15 protein-coding genes are annotated in these 16,127 nt (G+C 56.7%); 7 read left to right on the forward strand and 8 right to left on the reverse strand.

Annotation, left to right across the window (positions count from 1 at the left end):
• Nucleotides 1–10: 10 nt before the first annotated feature.
• On the forward strand, nucleotides 11–568 hold the full coding sequence (locus AC1MKH_RS23045) for a DcrB family lipoprotein (RefSeq protein ID WP_276218883.1): 558 nt from the start codon (nucleotides 11–13) through the stop codon (nucleotides 566–568).
• On the opposite strand, the gene AC1MKH_RS23050 is transcribed toward AC1MKH_RS23045, so the two are convergent.
• On the reverse strand, nucleotides 569–1,789 hold the full coding sequence (locus tag AC1MKH_RS23050; RefSeq protein WP_276218885.1) for an MFS transporter: 1,221 nt from the start codon (nucleotides 1,787–1,789) through the stop codon (nucleotides 569–571). It abuts the gene before it with no gap.
• A 142-nt stretch (nucleotides 1,790–1,931) separates the two neighbouring features.
• Between AC1MKH_RS23050 and AC1MKH_RS23055 the strand changes: the two genes are divergently transcribed.
• On the forward strand, nucleotides 1,932–2,981 hold the full coding sequence (locus AC1MKH_RS23055) for an AI-2E family transporter (protein ID WP_276218887.1): 1,050 nt from the start codon (nucleotides 1,932–1,934) through the stop codon (nucleotides 2,979–2,981).
• 3 nt (nucleotides 2,982–2,984) lie between these two features.
• Here the strand turns inward: AC1MKH_RS23055 and AC1MKH_RS23060 are convergent, their stop codons facing one another.
• Nucleotides 2,985–3,494, reverse strand: coding sequence for a phenolic acid decarboxylase (locus tag AC1MKH_RS23060; RefSeq protein ID WP_041686150.1), 510 nt, complete (start codon nucleotides 3,492–3,494; stop codon nucleotides 2,985–2,987).
• 96 nt (nucleotides 3,495–3,590) lie between these two features.
• On the opposite strand from AC1MKH_RS23060, the gene AC1MKH_RS23065 reads away from it, so the two are divergent.
• The gene (locus AC1MKH_RS23065; protein ID WP_276218889.1) at nucleotides 3,591–4,451 is read left to right on the forward strand and encodes a LysR family transcriptional regulator; all 861 of its coding nucleotides are present in this window, start codon (nucleotides 3,591–3,593) and stop codon (nucleotides 4,449–4,451) included.
• A 58-nt stretch (nucleotides 4,452–4,509) separates the two neighbouring features.
• Here AC1MKH_RS23065 and AC1MKH_RS23070 read toward each other — a convergent pair whose 3' ends face one another.
• The 5 genes from AC1MKH_RS23070 to AC1MKH_RS23090 all read right to left on the reverse strand — a co-directional run bounded on the left by AC1MKH_RS23070 (nucleotide 4,510) and on the right by AC1MKH_RS23090 (nucleotide 10,659).
• On the reverse strand, nucleotides 4,510–5,634 hold the full coding sequence (locus tag AC1MKH_RS23070) for an ABC transporter permease (RefSeq protein WP_231825998.1): 1,125 nt from the start codon (nucleotides 5,632–5,634) through the stop codon (nucleotides 4,510–4,512).
• Nucleotides 5,634–8,369: a ribosome-associated ATPase/putative transporter RbbA gene (gene rbbA, locus AC1MKH_RS23075; protein ID WP_276218891.1), complete on the reverse strand. Its 2,736-nt coding sequence runs from the start codon at nucleotides 8,367–8,369 to the stop codon at nucleotides 5,634–5,636. Before rbbA ends, AC1MKH_RS23070 begins: the two co-directional genes overlap by 1 nt.
• A complete protein-coding gene (locus AC1MKH_RS23080; protein ID WP_276218893.1) occupies nucleotides 8,366–9,433 on the reverse strand; it encodes an HlyD family secretion protein in 1,068 nt (355 codons plus the stop codon). Before AC1MKH_RS23080 ends, rbbA begins: the two co-directional genes overlap by 4 nt.
• Before the next feature lie 63 nt (nucleotides 9,434–9,496).
• Nucleotides 9,497–9,634 (reverse strand): hypothetical protein, encoded by a 138-nt coding sequence (locus AC1MKH_RS23085; RefSeq protein ID WP_276218895.1) that lies wholly within the window; start codon nucleotides 9,632–9,634, stop codon nucleotides 9,497–9,499.
• Between the two features lie 119 nt (nucleotides 9,635–9,753).
• Nucleotides 9,754–10,659, reverse strand: a complete 906-nt coding sequence (locus AC1MKH_RS23090) for a LysR substrate-binding domain-containing protein (RefSeq protein WP_276218897.1) — start codon at nucleotides 10,657–10,659, stop codon at nucleotides 9,754–9,756.
• Between the two features lie 131 nt (nucleotides 10,660–10,790).
• Between AC1MKH_RS23090 and AC1MKH_RS23095 the strand changes: the two genes are divergently transcribed.
• From AC1MKH_RS23095 to AC1MKH_RS23105, 3 genes are read left to right on the forward strand one after another with little or no spacing between them, the layout of a single operon-like run.
• Nucleotides 10,791–11,801 carry an aldo/keto reductase gene (locus AC1MKH_RS23095; protein ID WP_189624052.1) on the forward strand — a complete coding sequence of 337 codons (1,011 nt, stop codon included), beginning with the start codon at nucleotides 10,791–10,793 and terminating at the stop codon, nucleotides 11,799–11,801.
• A gap of 44 nt (nucleotides 11,802–11,845) precedes the next feature.
• Nucleotides 11,846–12,643, forward strand: a complete 798-nt coding sequence (locus AC1MKH_RS23100; protein ID WP_276218899.1) for an SDR family NAD(P)-dependent oxidoreductase — start codon at nucleotides 11,846–11,848, stop codon at nucleotides 12,641–12,643.
• Between the two features lie 34 nt (nucleotides 12,644–12,677).
• On the forward strand, nucleotides 12,678–13,094 hold the full coding sequence (locus AC1MKH_RS23105; RefSeq protein WP_231825992.1) for an SRPBCC family protein: 417 nt from the start codon (nucleotides 12,678–12,680) through the stop codon (nucleotides 13,092–13,094).
• 104 nt (nucleotides 13,095–13,198) lie between these two features.
• On the opposite strand, the gene AC1MKH_RS23110 is transcribed toward AC1MKH_RS23105, so the two are convergent.
• Nucleotides 13,199–14,389: a BaiN/RdsA family NAD(P)/FAD-dependent oxidoreductase gene (locus AC1MKH_RS23110; RefSeq protein WP_276218902.1), complete on the reverse strand. Its 1,191-nt coding sequence runs from the start codon at nucleotides 14,387–14,389 to the stop codon at nucleotides 13,199–13,201.
• 230 nt (nucleotides 14,390–14,619) lie between these two features.
• On the opposite strand from AC1MKH_RS23110, the gene pitA reads away from it, so the two are divergent.
• Nucleotides 14,620–16,116 carry an inorganic phosphate transporter PitA gene (pitA, locus tag AC1MKH_RS23115; protein ID WP_015962601.1) on the forward strand — a complete coding sequence of 499 codons (1,497 nt, stop codon included), beginning with the start codon at nucleotides 14,620–14,622 and terminating at the stop codon, nucleotides 16,114–16,116.
• The last annotated feature ends 11 nt before the right edge of the window (nucleotides 16,117–16,127 follow it).

Genomic DNA, 16,127 nt, shown 5'->3' on the forward strand with positions numbered 1-16,127 from the left:
GAAGAAGTCAATGCGCAAATTGGTGAAATACGTTGGTATTGGCCTGCTGGTTGCCGGGCTGGCAGCCTGTGACAACAGCGATACCAAAGCTCCGGCACAGGGTGCGGCGGCAGAGAGCAACGCCTCCGGGCAGCCGATTAACCTGCTGGATGGCAAGCTGAGCTTCTCATTACCCGCGGATATGACCGACCAGAGCGGAAAAATGGGTACCCAGAGCAATAATATGCACGTCTACTCTGATGCGACCGGGCAGAAAGCCGTGATCGTTATCGTGGGTGACAACACCGATGAAGACCTCGGCGTGATGGCGAAACGTCTGGAAGAGCAGCAGCGCAGCCGCGACCCGCAGTTGCAGGTCGTGACCAATAAATCCATTGAGGTGAAAGGCCACACGCTGCAACAGCTGGACAGCATCATCTCTGCTAAAGGCCAGACCGCGTACTCTTCCGTTATCCTCGGCAAAATTGATGGCAAGCTGCTGACCATGCAGGTTACCCTGCCGGTAGATAATCAGCAGCAGGCGCAGACTGCCGCTGAGAACATCATCAATACTATCGTTATCAACTAATTAGTCTGCTGACGACGCGGCCTTCGGTTGTTCAACCGGAGGCCTTTTTTTTAGCCGCCACCCCAGCAGCAGCGCAATCGCCACCAGCCCGGCAGCGGCCAGGTAAATCGTCGATACGCCCATCCACGCCATCATCAGCCCGGCGAGCGGCCCGGTGATCCCGAGCGATAAATCCATAAACACCGTATAGGTGGCCAGCGCGGAACCCTGGTTTTGCTGCGGCACGGCCTTCACTGCCACTACACCAAGCGCCGGGAAGACCAGCGAGAAGCCTGCTCCCGCAAAGAAGGTACCGATTTTCGCCATCAGCGGTGTATCGGCGATGCCCACCAGCAACAGGCCGATAATCTCAACCGTAAAGCAGATCATTGCCACGTTCAGCCCGCCCAAACGGTTGATGCCGTTGGGGAACAGCAGACGCGTGCCGACAAATGCGCAGCTAAAGAGCGTGAGCGCAAAGGCTGCGCCATCCCAGCCTTTGGCATCATAAAACAACGTAATGAAGGTCGCGATAACGCCGAAGCCCGCCGAGGCCAGCGCCAGCGCCATGCCGTAGGGCCAAACGCGCCCGAGCACCGCGCGAAACGACATCACTTTGCCCTTCGCCGCTTTCACTTCCGCACGCGGCAGCGCACAAATCACCGCCAGCGCGGCAACCGCCATAATCACCAGCGCCAGCCCGTGCAGGCCGCCGTACTGATAGCAGAGCACGCCGAGCGGCGCGCCCATCGCCATCGCCCCGTAGGTCACGATGCCGTTCCAGGAAATGACGCGCCCGATATGCAGCGAGCCCACCACGCCAACGCCCCACAGCGTGGAGCCGGTGCCGGCAAAGCTTTGTCCAATCCCCAGAATCACACGCCCCAGGCACAGCAGCACCAGGCTTACCATCGGCCAGCCACCGCCCATCGCCGCCAGCAAATAACTCAGGCCGCTGAGAAAACAGCCGCACAAACCAAACACCACGATTTTCTTCGGCCCAAGCTGGTCCGCGTAGCGCCCGGCGTGAGGGCGACTTAACAGCGTGGCGAAGTATTGCAGGCTGATAACCAGCCCCGCCCAGAAGGCGCTAAACCCCATGACATCATGGACATAGCCCGGCAGCACCGCGAGCGGTAGGCCGATGGTGAGATAGCTGGCGAAGTTGAAAATAACGACGGAAACGATGCGTAAATTGAGGCGAAAACCGCTGAGTTGCGCCCCATCTGCGGCGTCTGGCATGACAAACATCCGAATTTTAAAACGATGTTTTCATTATTGCATGCGCTGAAATTGAAGTCGCGCTTTTGCGCCGTGCACTTTCAGATAATGCGCCTGCCGCTTCGCACTACACTTAAGTGCGAACGATCAAAAGGAATTCGATATGACATCCCCACAGCCTGATAAAGCGGGCCTGCATATTTTACTCAAACTCGCCGCCCTGGTGGTGATCCTGGCCGGTATTCATGCCGCCGCCGATATCATCGTCCAGTTGCTGCTGGCGCTCTTTTTCGCCATTGTGCTTAACCCGTTGGTGACATGGTTTTTGCGGCGCGGATTCTCCCGCGCCCTCGCCATCACCATAGTGATGATAGTGATGCTCTTCTTCCTTACGGCGCTGATGGCCGTACTCGCCTCCTCGATCAATGACTTCATTGCCCTGATGCCGAGCTACAACAAAGAGCTCACCCGCAAGTTTATCGAGTTACAGGAGATGCTACCGTTTCTGCATCTGCATGTTTCGCCGGAAAGATTACTCCAGCGAATGGATTCCGATAAGGTGATGACCCTGGCGACCACCTTAATGACCCAGCTATCCGGGGCGATGACCAGCATCGTGCTGCTGATCATGACCGTGGTGTTTATGCTGTTCGAAGCCCGCCACGTGCCTTATAAACTGCGCTTTGCGCTCTCCAACCCGAAAATCCATATCGCCGGGCTGCACCGCGCGTTGAAAGGCGTTTCCCACTATCTGGCCCTGAAAACGCTCATCAGCCTGATGACCGGCGTGATTGTCTGGCTCGGCCTGTTGCTGCTCGATGTGCAGTTCGCGCTGATGTGGGGCGTGCTGGCGTTTTTGCTGAACTATATTCCCAACATTGGCTCGGTGATATCCGCCATTCCGCCGATGATTCAGGCGCTACTGTTTAATGGCTATTACGAATGTTTAATGGTCGGCGCGCTGTTCCTGGTGGTGCACATGGTGCTGGGCAACATTCTGGAGCCACGCGTGATGGGGCATCGTCTGGGGATGTCGACGCTGGTAGTGTTCTTGTCATTACTGATATGGGGATGGCTGCTGGGGCCGGTGGGCATGTTGCTGTCAGTGCCGCTGACCAGCGTCTGTAAAATCTGGATGGAAACCACGAAAGGCGGGAGCAAACTGGCGATACTGCTTGGCCCGGGGCGGCCCAAAAGCCGCCTGCCGGGCTAGTCTTTAGCGCAGGTTTGCCGGGAAATCTTTCGGCAGTTCACTGGCGGCACAGGCGATGACGCTGTCATCGTCCGGGCCGCAGTCGCGCACGAAAGTAATGGTGGCGAACTCATCAATCACTTCGGTCGGATAAGCCGGGCCTGCATCACGATACGAATTCATCAGCGGAATATGATCGTTCTGGAAGCAGACGGTTTTTTCCGGATTGTTCATTATCCAGCGCGGGAAGAAGATGGTGCCGTGGAACAGTTTGTCGCCCAGGTTCACAATCAGGCTGACGTCAGTACCGGTCGGTTCAGTCCATGAAATTTTGTAGATGCTTTCCCCGACACGCACGATGTACGCCTGCTGATCTTTCACCCAACGATTCCCCACCAGACCGCTGTGAATGCGGTAATCAAGGGTGTTGGCGTTTTTGACGTAAATCTCGTAGTTCCAGCCGTTATCGTAGGTGTAGACCAGATGTTTACCGATAAAACCGCTTAAATCATTTTTATCAAAGCTGCTCATTATTCATTCTCCTCTTTTCGATGGAGTTATCTTATTGCTTTAAAAACTGAATGAATAACGCTATGTTTGAATGAAATTAATCTAAATTTTAAATCAATCATGCACAAGACCACCCTGGAACAATGGGCGCTACTGGAAAAAGTGGTGGCGCTCGGCAGCTTTGCCAAAGCGGCAGAAGAGACCAACCGTAGCCAGTCATCGGTTAGCTATAACTTGTCGCTGTTGCAGGAACGGTTAGGCGTTGCGCTGCTGGTGCCGGAAGGCCGCCGCGCGGTGCTGACGCCCGCAGGCGAACTGCTGCTGAGCCAGGTAAAACCCTTGTTGAAAGCCTTTTCCTGGGTCGAAACCCGCGCCGCCACGCTGCGCGACGGCATGCGTACGCGGCTTAATCTGGTCGTGGACAGCATCTTTCCTCGCAAACGCCTGTTTGCGATTTTGCGCCAGTTTCAGCAGCATTACCCGCAAACGCAGGTACGACTGACGGAAGTGCTGGAGAACAGCACCGACAACGACGCCGTGCAGGCGGAAGCGGATGTGATGGTGCTGACGCGACGCCAGGACATTACCGGGCGTGGCGAATGGCTGATGAATATCGATTTCATCGCCGTCGCCCACCGCGACCACCCGCTGTTTCATCAGGATGCCCCGTTTAGCGATGAGATGCTGCGTAACTGGCCGCTGGTGCGCATCGCCGACCATGACAGCGCTCGCCAGCCGGGCAACGATGCGTGGACCTTTTCAACAATTGATGCGGCGATTGATGCGGTGATGTATCAGGTGGGCTATGGCTGGTTACCGGAGGAGCGCATACAGCGCCTGCTGGAACAGGGCGTGTTGCAGCCTTTACCGCTCGACCACGGCGCGCGTCGCGCCACGCCGCTGCATTTGATCGTGAAGCAGGATCTCGCCCCGCTGGATGAACAGGTTGAGACGCTGTTGCGGTTGTTTAGCGAGGGGTAGGGAAACGCGGTGCAGGGAAATGCCGGATGGCGGCTGCGCCTTATCCGGCAACCCCAGGCTACGCCATCGTCCCAATCGTTTTTCTGAACCGCAGCAGGGCAATCATAAAAAATACCCCGCCAATCGCCAGCAGCGTGACAAACTGCGGCCAGACGATATCAAACCCGGCGCCGCGATAGAGAATCGCCTGCGCCAGGCTGACAAAATGGGTGGTCGGCATCGACAACATAATGTCCTGCACCATCTGCGGCATGCTCTCGCGCGGCGTCGAGCCGCCGGAGAGCATCTGCAACGGCAACAGCACCAGAATCATTAACAGCCCCAGTTGCGGCATCGAGCGCGCCACCGTGCCCATGAAAATTCCGATAGACGTGGTGGCAAACAGACTTAACGCCACGCCGAGCATAAACAGCGGGATCGATCCTTCAATCGGCACGCCCAGCACACCCTGCACCATCAGCACCAGCGACAATCCGGACACCACCAGCACCACCAGCCCCATCGACCAGATCTTGGCCATCATGATTTCAAACGGCGTAATTGGCATCACCAGCAAATGCTCAACGGTGCCGTGCTCGCGTTCGCGGATCAGCGCCGAGCCCGTCAGCACAATCGCCAGCATAGTGATGTTGTTGATAATCGCCATCACCCCGCCGAACCACGCAGGCTCAAGGTTCGGGTTAAAACGCATCCGCGTTTCCAGCGCCACCAGCGGCTCGCTGTTATCGCGGTAGCGCGCGACAAAACTATTCACCTCGCCGTTGATAATGCTCTGGATGTAGCTATTGCCGGTAAACGCCTGGCTCATACGCGTGGCATCGACGTTCACCTGAATATCCGGCTGACGCCCGGCCAGCACATCACGCTGAAAATTGGGCGGGATGTTCACCGCGAAGGTATAGCGCCCGGCATCCAGCCCGGCGTCCATTTCATCGGCAGTGATCATCTCCGGCGGCAGAAACCACGGGCGGTAGAAGCTGTTCACAATACGGTTAGAAAGCTGCGACTGGTCCATATCCGCGATAGCAATCGGCGCCAGATGCAGCGACCCCGGCGTGACCGTTGCCGACGAGTAAACCGACAGCGTAAACGCAAACACAATCAACGCCAGCATCGCTTTATCGCCCAGCAGGCTGCGCAGCTCCTTGATGCCCAGGTTATAAATATTGCGTAATCGGCGCATCATCCCTCCTGTTTTTTCAGCAGCAGCACGCTCAGGCCAATCACCAGCGGCACGGCAATCAGCAGCGGAATGAACAGCGGCCAGAGATCGCCCAGATCCAGCGCCTTCGAAAACGTCCCGCGCGCGATGGTCAGAAAATGGCTGGTCGGGTAGATCTCGCCGATCCACCGCCCCGGCCCTTCCAGCGACGCCACCGGATCGATCATCCCGGAGAACTGCGTCGCCGGGATAAGCGTAATGATCGAGGTGCCAAAAATGGCAGCGATCTGGCTTTTCATAAAGGTGGAAATCAGCAGCCCCATGCCGGTTGCGATGGTGACATACAGCAGCGCCGCCAGCGTCAGAGTAAGGAAACTGCCTTTGTGGTCAACGCCAAATACAAACACCGACAACGCGCATAGCAGGAAGAAGTTGAGCATCCCCAGCGCGATGTAGGGCAACTGCTTGCCGAGCAGGAATTCGCTACGCGTTGTCGGCGTAACGTAGAGGTTGATGATCGACCCCAGCTCTTTTTCACGCACCACGCTTAACGCACTGAGCATTGAGGGGATCATCATCAACAGCAGTGGAATAACCGCAGGCACAATCGCCGGAAGGCTTTTTACATCCGGGTTATAGCGATAGCGGGTTTCGATGGTCATCAGGCCGTTCTGCGCGTTTGACGTCGACTGGCGGCTGGCGACGTCCTGTAGCCAGGTCTGGTGCATCGCCTGCACGTAACCCTGCACCGTTTCCGCCCGACTCGGCATCGCGCCATCCACCCAGACGCCGATTTTCACCGGCGTACCGCGCGCGATATCTCGGCCAAAGTTGGGCGGAATTTCAATCGCCACGGCCACGTCGCCTGCGCGCATTCGTTTATCCAGCTCGTCATAGCTGGTGAGCGGCGGCTGTTCGATAAAGTAGCGGGAACCGGCAAGATTGAGCGACCACGCCTGGCTGCTCATGGTCTGATCGCGATCGAGCACGGCAAAGCGCAGGTTTTCGACGTCCATGCTGATGCCGTAACCCATGATCAACATCAGAATCACCGTGCCGAGCATCGCAAGTGTAGAACGTACCGGGTCGCGACGCAGTTCCAGCGCTTCCCGGCGGCTATAGCTGAACAGGCGGCGCAGGCTGAAGCCCTGACGCGGCGGTTTTGGCGCGTCATGCGTCACCGGGATGTCGTCTGGCGGCGGCACCTGCGGCGCAGGGCCGGACGCTTCCTGAAGCCAGGCGATAAACGCCTCTTCCAGATTCGCCGCGCCACGGCGCTCAATCAGTTCCTGCGGCGTGCCGCTGGCCAGCACTTTACCCGCGTGCATCAGCGACATGCGGTCGCAGCGCTCCGCTTCGTTCATAAAGTGGGTGGAGATGAAAATAGTGACTTTATCCTGCCGCGACAAATCAACCATCAGTTGCCAGAACATATCGCGCGCCACCGGGTCAACGCCGGAGGTCGGTTCATCCAGAATCAACATTTCCGGGCGATGGATCACCGCCACCGCCAGCGACAATCGCTGACGAATGCCCAGCGGCAACGAGGCGGGTAGCGCGTCCTCGACGTCGGCGAGCATGAAGCGATCGCTCATTTCCGCGACTCGCGCCGGGATTTCCGCTTCAGGAATATGAAACAGACGGGCGTGAAGCTCCAGGTTTTGCCGCACGGTGAGTTCACTGTAAAGCGAGAACGCCTGCGACATATACCCCACACGGCGGCGGGTTTCGATGTCATTCGGATCAACGGGCTGGCCGAACAGCCAGGCTTCACCTTCGCTGGCAGGCAACAGGCCGGTGAGCATCTTCATGGTGGTCGATTTGCCGCAGCCGTTGGAGCCGAGAAAACCAAAAATCTCGCCGCGCGGAATGCGAAAGTTCACATGATCGACCGCGACAAAATCGCCGAAACGCATGGTGAGATCGCGTGCTTCAATGGCGATTTCTGCATTTTCTGCCTGATACGGCGGAATGACGACCGGTTTATGCGCCTGCCGCTGCGCCTCTGGCAACAGGGCGATGAATGCCTGCTCCAGCGTCTCGCTGCCGGTTTTATCCCGTAGCTGTTGCGCGCTGCCCGTCGCCATCACTTCCCCGGCGTTCATCGCCACCAGCCAGTCGAAGCGCTCGGCTTCTTCCATGTACGCGGTCGCGACCAGCACGCTCATGTTGCTTTGCCGTTCGCGGATGCTGTCGATCAGATCCCAGAACTGCGCGCGTGAAAGTGGGTCAACGCCGGTTGTAGGTTCATCGAGGATCAGCAGTTCCGGGTCGTGGATCAACGCGCAGCACAGCCCCAGCTTTTGCTTCATCCCACCAGAGAGCTTCCCGGCGGGGCGATCGCGGAACGGGGCCAGACCGGTACTGTTCAGCAGTTCGCTGATCCGCGCTTCACGCTCCGCTTTGTTGTGGCCAAACAGTCGTGCGAAGAAATCGACGTTTTCATACACCGACAGCGTGTGATAGAGGTTTTTGCCCAGCCCCTGCGGCATCCAGGCGATACGCGGGCAGACATCGCGACGGTGCGCCGCATCGCGCATATCGCCGCCAAGCACAATCACATTGCCCTGCTCAATCACCCGCGCACCGGAAATCAGCGACAGCAGGCTCGATTTCCCCACGCCATCCGGGCCAATCAATCCCACCATGCAGCGTGAGGGAATGTTCAGCGTAATGTTCTTTAACGCCACCGTCGCGCCGTAACGCTGGCCGACGCCTTCAAGCTGCGCGACAGGCTCCCGTACCTGGCCGATCATTGCGGCAGCCTCACCACCAGGTCATCAGGCCAGGGTTGCTGTTCATCCAGACGCACCCACGCCATACCCGGCAGCCCGGTTTTTACATACTCAAGATGCTGTTGCAGCAGTTCCTGTGGAATACGCGCCTTCACGCGGAACATCAGCTTCAACCGCTCATCGCGCGTTTCCACGGTTTTTGGCGTGAACTGGGCGACGCTCGCCACAAAGCTGATGGTGGCCGGAACACGTAGATCGGGCGCGGCATCAAGCACCAGACGCGCTTCACCGCCAATCTTCAGCAAACCCGCCTGCTCGGTCGGCAGGAAGAAGGTCATATAAACATCGCTGAGATCGACCATATTGAGCACTCTGCCGCCCGCCGCCAGCACTTCGCCTGGCTCAGCGACGCGATACTGCACACGCCCGTCGCGCGGGGCTTTCAGTTCGCTATCGTCGATATCAGCCTGAATGCGCCGCTCGGTAGCCTGCGCCGCTTCGACGCGGGTTTGTGCCTGAATGATATTGGTGCGCGCCGCTTCAATCGCCGCATTGGATGCCGAAACCTGCGCCCTTGCCGACTCCAGCGCCGCACGTGCGCTCTCTGCCGCCGCGCGATCGTCATCTAACTGCTGCGCGGACACCGCGCCGCGCGTCGATAGCGTCTGCGAACGGGTATGACGTTTAGAGACGGATGCCAGCTCGGCATCACGCTGCTTCACCACCGCCTGCGCCGCACGCATCTCGCTCTGACGCTGCTCCAGCAAAGCTCGCGCTGCCGCGACCGCGCTTTCCGCTTCTTTAATTTGCGCGATAGCTTCCTGGCGTTGCTCGTTCAGCACGCGGGTGTCCATCTTCGCTAACACCTCGCCCTGACGTACAAACTGCCCTTCCGAGACCAGAATGGTGTCGATGCGCCCGGCGATTTTGGTCGCGATATCCACTTCCGTGGCCTCGATTCTGCCATTGCTGGCGGCGAAACCCTCCGGCACGCCTGCGGGGCGTAGCATCCACCACGCCACGGCAGCCACCACCACCACAATGCCAATGATCCACCACGTCAAATGACGCTTAATATTGTCCATACTCGACCCGCCATAATCCCTGTTAGCTAACCACGCGTGTCACAAAGCGCACCGAACAAGCGTTCAGCGACGATTCCCCTCCGGGATAAGAAGGAAAGAAGAGAGAGAGCCAGACGGTGTACAGGCGTCAGGATGACGCTCACCGTAAAGGAGAGTGCTGGATGAAGGTATTGCGAAATCGGGTAGTAATGTTGTCATCATCAGCGTTCCTGGCCGTAAATGAAACACGCGTACTCATTGATACTGTCAATGTGATAGTAACACCTGATTTTTGTATGTCTATTGTGTTCTTTTGGCAGCATCCTTGCTGCTTTGGGTTATCAGACGGTAGCGGCAGTGGGGTTGGCGCGCAGAATTTCCCGGAAGTGCGAGACCAGCGGGCGCTGATTCGCTTTATGCCAGGCGGCCCACAACTGAGTGGAGTAGTGCATCCAGGGCAGTTCGCGCAGTACCACGCCTTCCGGCGCATTATGGCGCAGACTGTGCTGAATCAGCGCCAGCCCCAGCCCGGCGGCCACGAGCCCCAGCGCAGTTAATGGCTCTCCCGCTTCCAGACGGATATCCGGGTTAAACCCAGCCTTCACGCAGGCCGCCACAAAACCATCACGCGAATGTGCGTCATCATTATGGACAACCGCAATCCACTCCTGCTCAGCCAGTTGTTCCGGGCGTAACGTATCGAGCAACGCCAGCGGGTGGTTCTGCGGTAACGCCAGCAACATTCTGTCATCAAGTACCTGAATATATTCCAGATCCTGCTCACCTTCTGACGGCGGCGCATCCACCAGCGAAAAATCCAGGCTACGTTGACGCAGCCCTTCGATTTGCGTAGCCGGGGGCTGGCTGTAGAGCGCGATATGCACATCCGGGCGAGACTGACGTAATGTGCGCAGGGCAGTGGAAAGTACGCCGGAGTGCATCGCATTTTCTATAAAACCAATACACAGTCCGCCATCTTCACCACGCCCCAGACGCTTCCCAAGCGACTCCAGGCGCGTGGCATGCGTTAACAGCGAGCGCGTCTCCGCCAGAAACGTCTGCCCATCTGCCGTCAGGCGAATACGCTGCTGGTTACGCTCAAATAGCATCAGCCCAAGACGCTCCTCCAGTTGCGCTATCTGACGGCTGAGCGGTGATTGCGAGATATGTAACCGCTCTGCCGCACGCCCGACATGTTCCTCTTCCGCCACCGCGACGAAGTATTTCAGTTGTCGTAAATCGATCACGTTAGACCTCAAAGGACTAAAGTTAGACTAATTATGTCCTATCAAGTCACAACCTGGCAAGGTAATGTGATCAGCGTCACAGGACGAGAGCGAAAACGCCCTTCCTGTATTCCAGATAAAGAGGACATCTTATGAGCATTAAAAATCTGTTACCTGCAAACATCGGTTTTGGCGGCGCGCCGCTGGGCAATATGTTCCGTGCTATTCCGCAAGAAGAAGCGCTGGCTACCGTTAAAGAAGCCTGGGACCTGGGCGTTCGTTATTTTGATACCGCGCCGTTATACGGTTCCGGCCTTTCTGAAATTCGCATGGGTGAAGCGCTGTCACAGTATCCACGCGATGAATATGTACTGAGCACCAAAGTCGGCCGCATCATGCTGGACGAAATGGAAGATCCGGCAAACCGTGATTTCGGTGAGAAAGGCGGGCTTTTCGAGCACGGCCTGAAAAACAAAATTCTCAACGACTATTCCGCCGACGCCACCATGCGTTCGATTGAAGACAGCCTGAAACGTTTGAAAACGGACCGTATTGATATCGTCTGGATCCACGATCCTGCACAAGATTTTTACGGCGACAACTGGCTGGAGCAGTTCAACATTGCCCGTACCGGTGCTTTCCGCACGCTGTCGCGTCTGCGTGATGAAGGCGTCATCAAAGCGTGGGGGCTGGGCGTTAACCGCGTTGAGCCGCCAGAATTAACGCTGGCGCTGGATGAACCGCAGCCCGATGCCTTCCTGCTGGCGGGCCGCTACTCGCTGCTTGACCACTCTCGCGCATTGCAGCGTTTGATGCCGGAAGCGTTGGAACAGAATGTCGATATCGTAGTCGGCGGCCCTTACAGCTCTGGTGTTATGGCGGGCGGTGATTACTTTGAATACCAGAAGGCATCGCCTGAAATGCGTCAGAAAGTTGCGAAAATTCAGTCAATTGCTGCGCAGTTCAACGTCAATGTAAAAGCTGCGGCACTGCAGTTCGCGCTGGCAAACCCGGCTGTTGCCGCCGTCATTCCTGGCTCCAGCCGTCCTGGCCGCATGGCGGAAGACCTGGCCGCACTGAAAGCCACTATCCCGGCAGCTTTCTGGGAAGAGATGCGCCGCCAGAATCTGGTTGCCGAAAACGCACCACTGCCAATCCGTTAACCCTCACGGGGCCGCAAGGCCCCAACAACGCGACGAGAAAATATATGAAACTTGATCTTACCGGCAAAGTCGCCGTGGTGAGCGGCTCAACCTCGGGCATTGGCCTTGGGATCGCAACAGGTTTAGCCAAAACGGGCGCGACCGTGGTAGTGGTTGGCCGTAAACAGGATGGCGTCACTCGTGCCATTGAAAGCATCACCGCACAGGTTCCCGGTGCCGCGTTACGCGGTGTGGTTGCCGACCTGGCGACGGCTGACGGTGCCGACGCATTGTTTGCCGCGGTACCTGAAGCCGACGTACTGGTGAATAACCTTGGCATTTTTAACGACAACGACTTTTTCACTGTACCCGACAGCGAGTGGTCGCAGTTCTACAGCACCAATGTGCTCTCTGGCGTACGCCTGTCCCGGCACTATGCCGCCACTATGGCGAAGCAAGGCTGGGGGCGCATTATTTTTGTCTCTTCCGAGTCTGGCGTCGCTATCCCTGGCGACATGATCAACTACGGCGTGACGAAAGCGGCCAACCTCGCCGTTTCACACGGCCTGGCCAAACGACTGGCTGGCACTGGCGTCACCGTTAACGCCATTTTACCGGGGCCAACGTTTACCGATGGCCTGCAGGCAATGCTCGCCGACGCAGCAAAACAGTCAGGCCGCAGCCTGCGCGATCAGGCCGATGAATTTGTGAAGTCCTCGCGCCCAAGCTCAATTATCCAGCGCGCGGCGGATGTCGAAGAAGTCGCGAATCTGGCCGTATACCTGGCATCACCGCTTTCATCGGCAACGACGGGCGCCGCCCTTCGCGTCGATGGCGGTGTCGTCGATACCTTAACAATGTAACCCTAATAAATTGAAAACTAAGAGAGAAAATATCATGGCTAAGACACTGGTCTCTATTGAAATCCCCGCATCCGCCGATGACATCTGGCAGTTAATGGGTGGCTTCGACACCCTGCCTGACTGGTTGCCGTTCATCCCAAAAAGCGTCATTTCTGAAGGTGGGCGCGTTCGCTCGCTGACCACCTCTGATGGCGGTACCGTCATTGAGCGCCTGGAAGCGTTCGACAACCGTCAGCGGAGCTATACCTACTCCATTATTCAGGCGCCGTTCCCGGTGGTGGATTATCTGTCGACGATTACCGTCGTTGCTACTGACGATAGCCGGATTTCCCGCGTGGAGTGGTCAGGAGAATTTACGCCGGTTAACGTTTCTGATGCCGAGGCTGAAGCGCTGTTTACCGGTATCTATCAGGATGGATTGGTGGCGCTGAAAAACAATTTTCACGCATAACGACAAAGCGCCGGGAAGTCTGGCGCTTTTTGCCTGATGCGCTTCGCTTATCAGGCCTACGGGTTTGTGCCCTTGTAGGCCGGGCAAGCGCAGCGCCCCCGGCGTTATTCGCCTAACGCCTGCGCACAGGCCCAGGCACTCGACCATGCCCACTGGAAGTTATAGCCGCCCAGCCAGCCGGTGACATCCATCACTTCGCCAATGAAATACAGCCCCGGCACCTTGCGTGCTTCCATGGTTCGGGAAGAGAGTTCGTTGGTATCCACACCGCCCAGCGTCACTTCCGCCGTGCGATAACCTTCCGTGCCGTTGGGCTGCACGCGCCATTCGGTTAAGGTCTCCACCAGCGTTTGCTGATCGCGCACATTAAGCTGTTTCAGCGTGACATCCGGAATCTGCCCCAACTGCTGTAAACACTCCACCAGACGTTTCGGCAGATGCATTGCCAGGGTATTTTTCAGACTCTGATTCGGGTGTTCCGCGCGCTGCGCATCAAGGAATTCGGCAAGGTCGATATCCGGCAACAGGTTAATGGTGACAAACTCCCCTGGCTGCCAGTAGCTGGAAATCTGCAACACCGCCGGGCCGGAGAGGCCGCGATGGGTAAACAACAGGCTTTCACGAAAAACGGTGCCGTCTTCAGCGCTAATCACTGAAGGAACGGAAACACCGGAGATGGTTTGGGAAACATCCAGCATCGGTTTGTGAAGTGTGAAAGGCACCAGCCCCGCGCGAGTTGGCAGAACCTTCAGGCCAAATTGTTCGGCAATTTTGTAACCAAATGGCGATGCGCCAAGACCCGGCATCGATAATCCACCACTGGCAATCACCAGTTTTTTCGTGGTGACCGTTTCACCGTTGAGTTGCAGACTAAAGCCTGCTTCATCACGCTCAACGCTCAATACTTCGCTGCGCAGGCGTGTCGTAACATTGCCTTTTGCACATTCATCCACCAGCAGCTTCACGATTTGCTCGGCAGAATCATCGCAGAAAAGTTGCCCCAGCGTCTTCTCATGCCAGGCAATGCCGTGTTTTCCGACGAGGTCGATGAAATCCCACTGGGTGTAGCGCGCCAGTGCAGATTTGCAAAAATGCGGGTTTTGGCTGAGATATGCCGCCGGTTCGACATAAAGATTAGTAAAGTTGCAGCGGCCACCGCCGGACATCAAAATCTTGCGTCCCGGCTTCTTACCGTTATCCAGCAGCAGTACGCGCAGGCCCGCCTGCCCGGCCTGCGCGGCACAAAACATTCCTGCGGCACCTGCCCCAATTACAATGGCATCAAACCTTTCCACGCACTATCCTCAACTTAGAGATTGTCGGGAAGTGTAAATTTTTCATGCATGTCCTACCAGTGAAATATAAGACAATCCTGCATATCCATTTGAAAAGTCTTAAAAAATCATTTTCACTGTTTATACAAAGATGGGGAAATATCAAAAAAAGTCTATATTTCACTTTGCCCGCGCTGCCAAAGTCCATGATAATGCCGCGCGTTCATGTCCTCAAAATGGCGTAACGTACTATGTTACATTTGTTCGCAGGTCTGGATTTACATACCGGGCTTTTGTTGGTACTTGCTCTGATTTTTGTTCTGTTCTACGAAGCGATTAACGGCTTCCATGACACAGCAAACGCAGTGGCAACCGTGATTTATACTCGCGCTATGCGATCGCAGCTTGCGGTTGCCATGGCGGCTATCTTTAACTTTTTCGGCGTTCTGCTGGGCGGCCTGAGCGTAGCCTATGCCATCGTGCATATGTTACCGACGGACCTCCTGTTGAATGTCAGTTCGGCGCACGGCCTCGCCATGGTCTTCTCCATGTTGTTGGCTGCGATTATCTGGAACCTCGGCACCTGGTATTTTGGTCTGCCGGCATCCAGTTCCCACACGCTGATTGGCGCGATTATCGGTATTGGTTTAACCAATGCGTTGATGACCGGCACATCGGTGGTGGATGCGCTTAACATTCCGAAAGTGTTAAATATTTTTGCTTCCCTCATTGTGTCACCGATTGTCGGCCTGGTCTTCGCAGGTGGTCTGGTGTTCCTGCTGCGTCGCTACTGGAGCGGTACGAAAAAACGTGCGCGTATCCACCTGACGCCAGCAGAGCGTGAAAAGAAAGACGGTAAGAAAAAGCCGCCATTCTGGACGCGTATCGCGCTGATCCTCTCGGCTATCGGCGTCGCGTTCTCTCATGGCGCGAACGACGGTCAGAAAGGCATTGGTCTGATCATGCTGGTACTGATTGGCGTGGCTCCGGCAGGGTTCGTGGTCAACATGAACGCGTCTGGCTACGAAATCACCCGTACCCGTGATGCTATCAATAACGTTGAAGTCTTCTATCAGCAGCACCCTGCGTTGCTGAAAAAAGTGACTGGCGTTGACCAAATCATTCCTGAGCCTGACACCGCCATCACGCCTTCTGGCGAGCTGCACTGTCATCCGGCAAACTCTCTCTACGCGTTAACCCGCGTGAAGAATATGCTGGCGGATATCGAGACCTACGACAAACTGAGCGTCGAGCAGCGTAGTCAGCTGCGTCGCATCATGCTATGTATCTCTGATACCACCGACAAAGTCGCTAAGCTGCCGGAAGTGAGCGCTGACGATCAGCGTCTGCTGAAGAAACTGAAAGGCGATATGCTCAATACCATCGAGTACGCGCCAATCTGGATCATCATGGCAGTAGCGCTGGCGCTGGGCTGCGGTACGATGATTGGCTGGCGTCGCGTGGCGACCACCATCGGTGAGAAAATCGGTAAGAAAGGCATGACCTACGCACAGGGTATGGCGGCGCAGATGACCTCTGCGGTATCCATCGGCCTGGCAAGTTATACCGGGATGCCGGTATCCACCACCCACGTTCTCTCCTCCTCCGTGGCGGGTACGATGATCGTGGACGGCGGCGGTCTGCAACGTAAAACCGTCACCAACATCCTGATGGCCTGGGTCTTCACGCTGCCAGCGTCGATTCTGCTGTCAGGCGGGTTGTACTGGCTGGCTCTGAAGATTATCTAATCTTCAGGCAG

The organism is Pseudocitrobacter sp. CD920760, from assembly GCF_057782505.1.

Bases quoted from the DNA above. Each gene is read 5' to 3' on its own strand.
- AC1MKH_RS23055 (WP_276218887.1), top strand. From the start codon at position 1,932: ATGACATCCCCACAGCCTGATAAAGCGGGCCTGCATATTTTACTCAAA.
- pitA (WP_015962601.1), top strand. From the start codon at position 14,620: ATGTTACATTTGTTCGCAGGTCTGGATTTACATACCGGGCTTTTGTTG.
- AC1MKH_RS23070 (WP_231825998.1), bottom strand. From the start codon at position 5,634: ATGCGCCGATTACGCAATATTTATAACCTGGGCATCAAGGAGCTGCGC.
- AC1MKH_RS23065 (WP_276218889.1), top strand. From the start codon at position 3,591: ATGCACAAGACCACCCTGGAACAATGGGCGCTACTGGAAAAAGTGGTG.
- AC1MKH_RS23080 (WP_276218893.1), bottom strand. From the start codon at position 9,433: ATGGACAATATTAAGCGTCATTTGACGTGGTGGATCATTGGCATTGTG.
- AC1MKH_RS23050 (WP_276218885.1), bottom strand. From the start codon at position 1,789: ATGCCAGACGCCGCAGATGGGGCGCAACTCAGCGGTTTTCGCCTCAAT.
- AC1MKH_RS23085 (WP_276218895.1), bottom strand. From the start codon at position 9,634: ATGATGACAACATTACTACCCGATTTCGCAATACCTTCATCCAGCACT.
- AC1MKH_RS23095 (WP_189624052.1), top strand. From the start codon at position 10,791: ATGAGCATTAAAAATCTGTTACCTGCAAACATCGGTTTTGGCGGCGCG.
- AC1MKH_RS23105 (WP_231825992.1), top strand. From the start codon at position 12,678: ATGGCTAAGACACTGGTCTCTATTGAAATCCCCGCATCCGCCGATGAC.
- AC1MKH_RS23100 (WP_276218899.1), top strand. From the start codon at position 11,846: ATGAAACTTGATCTTACCGGCAAAGTCGCCGTGGTGAGCGGCTCAACC.
- AC1MKH_RS23045 (WP_276218883.1), top strand. From the start codon at position 11: ATGCGCAAATTGGTGAAATACGTTGGTATTGGCCTGCTGGTTGCCGGG.
- rbbA (WP_276218891.1), bottom strand. From the start codon at position 8,369: ATGATCGGCCAGGTACGGGAGCCTGTCGCGCAGCTTGAAGGCGTCGGC.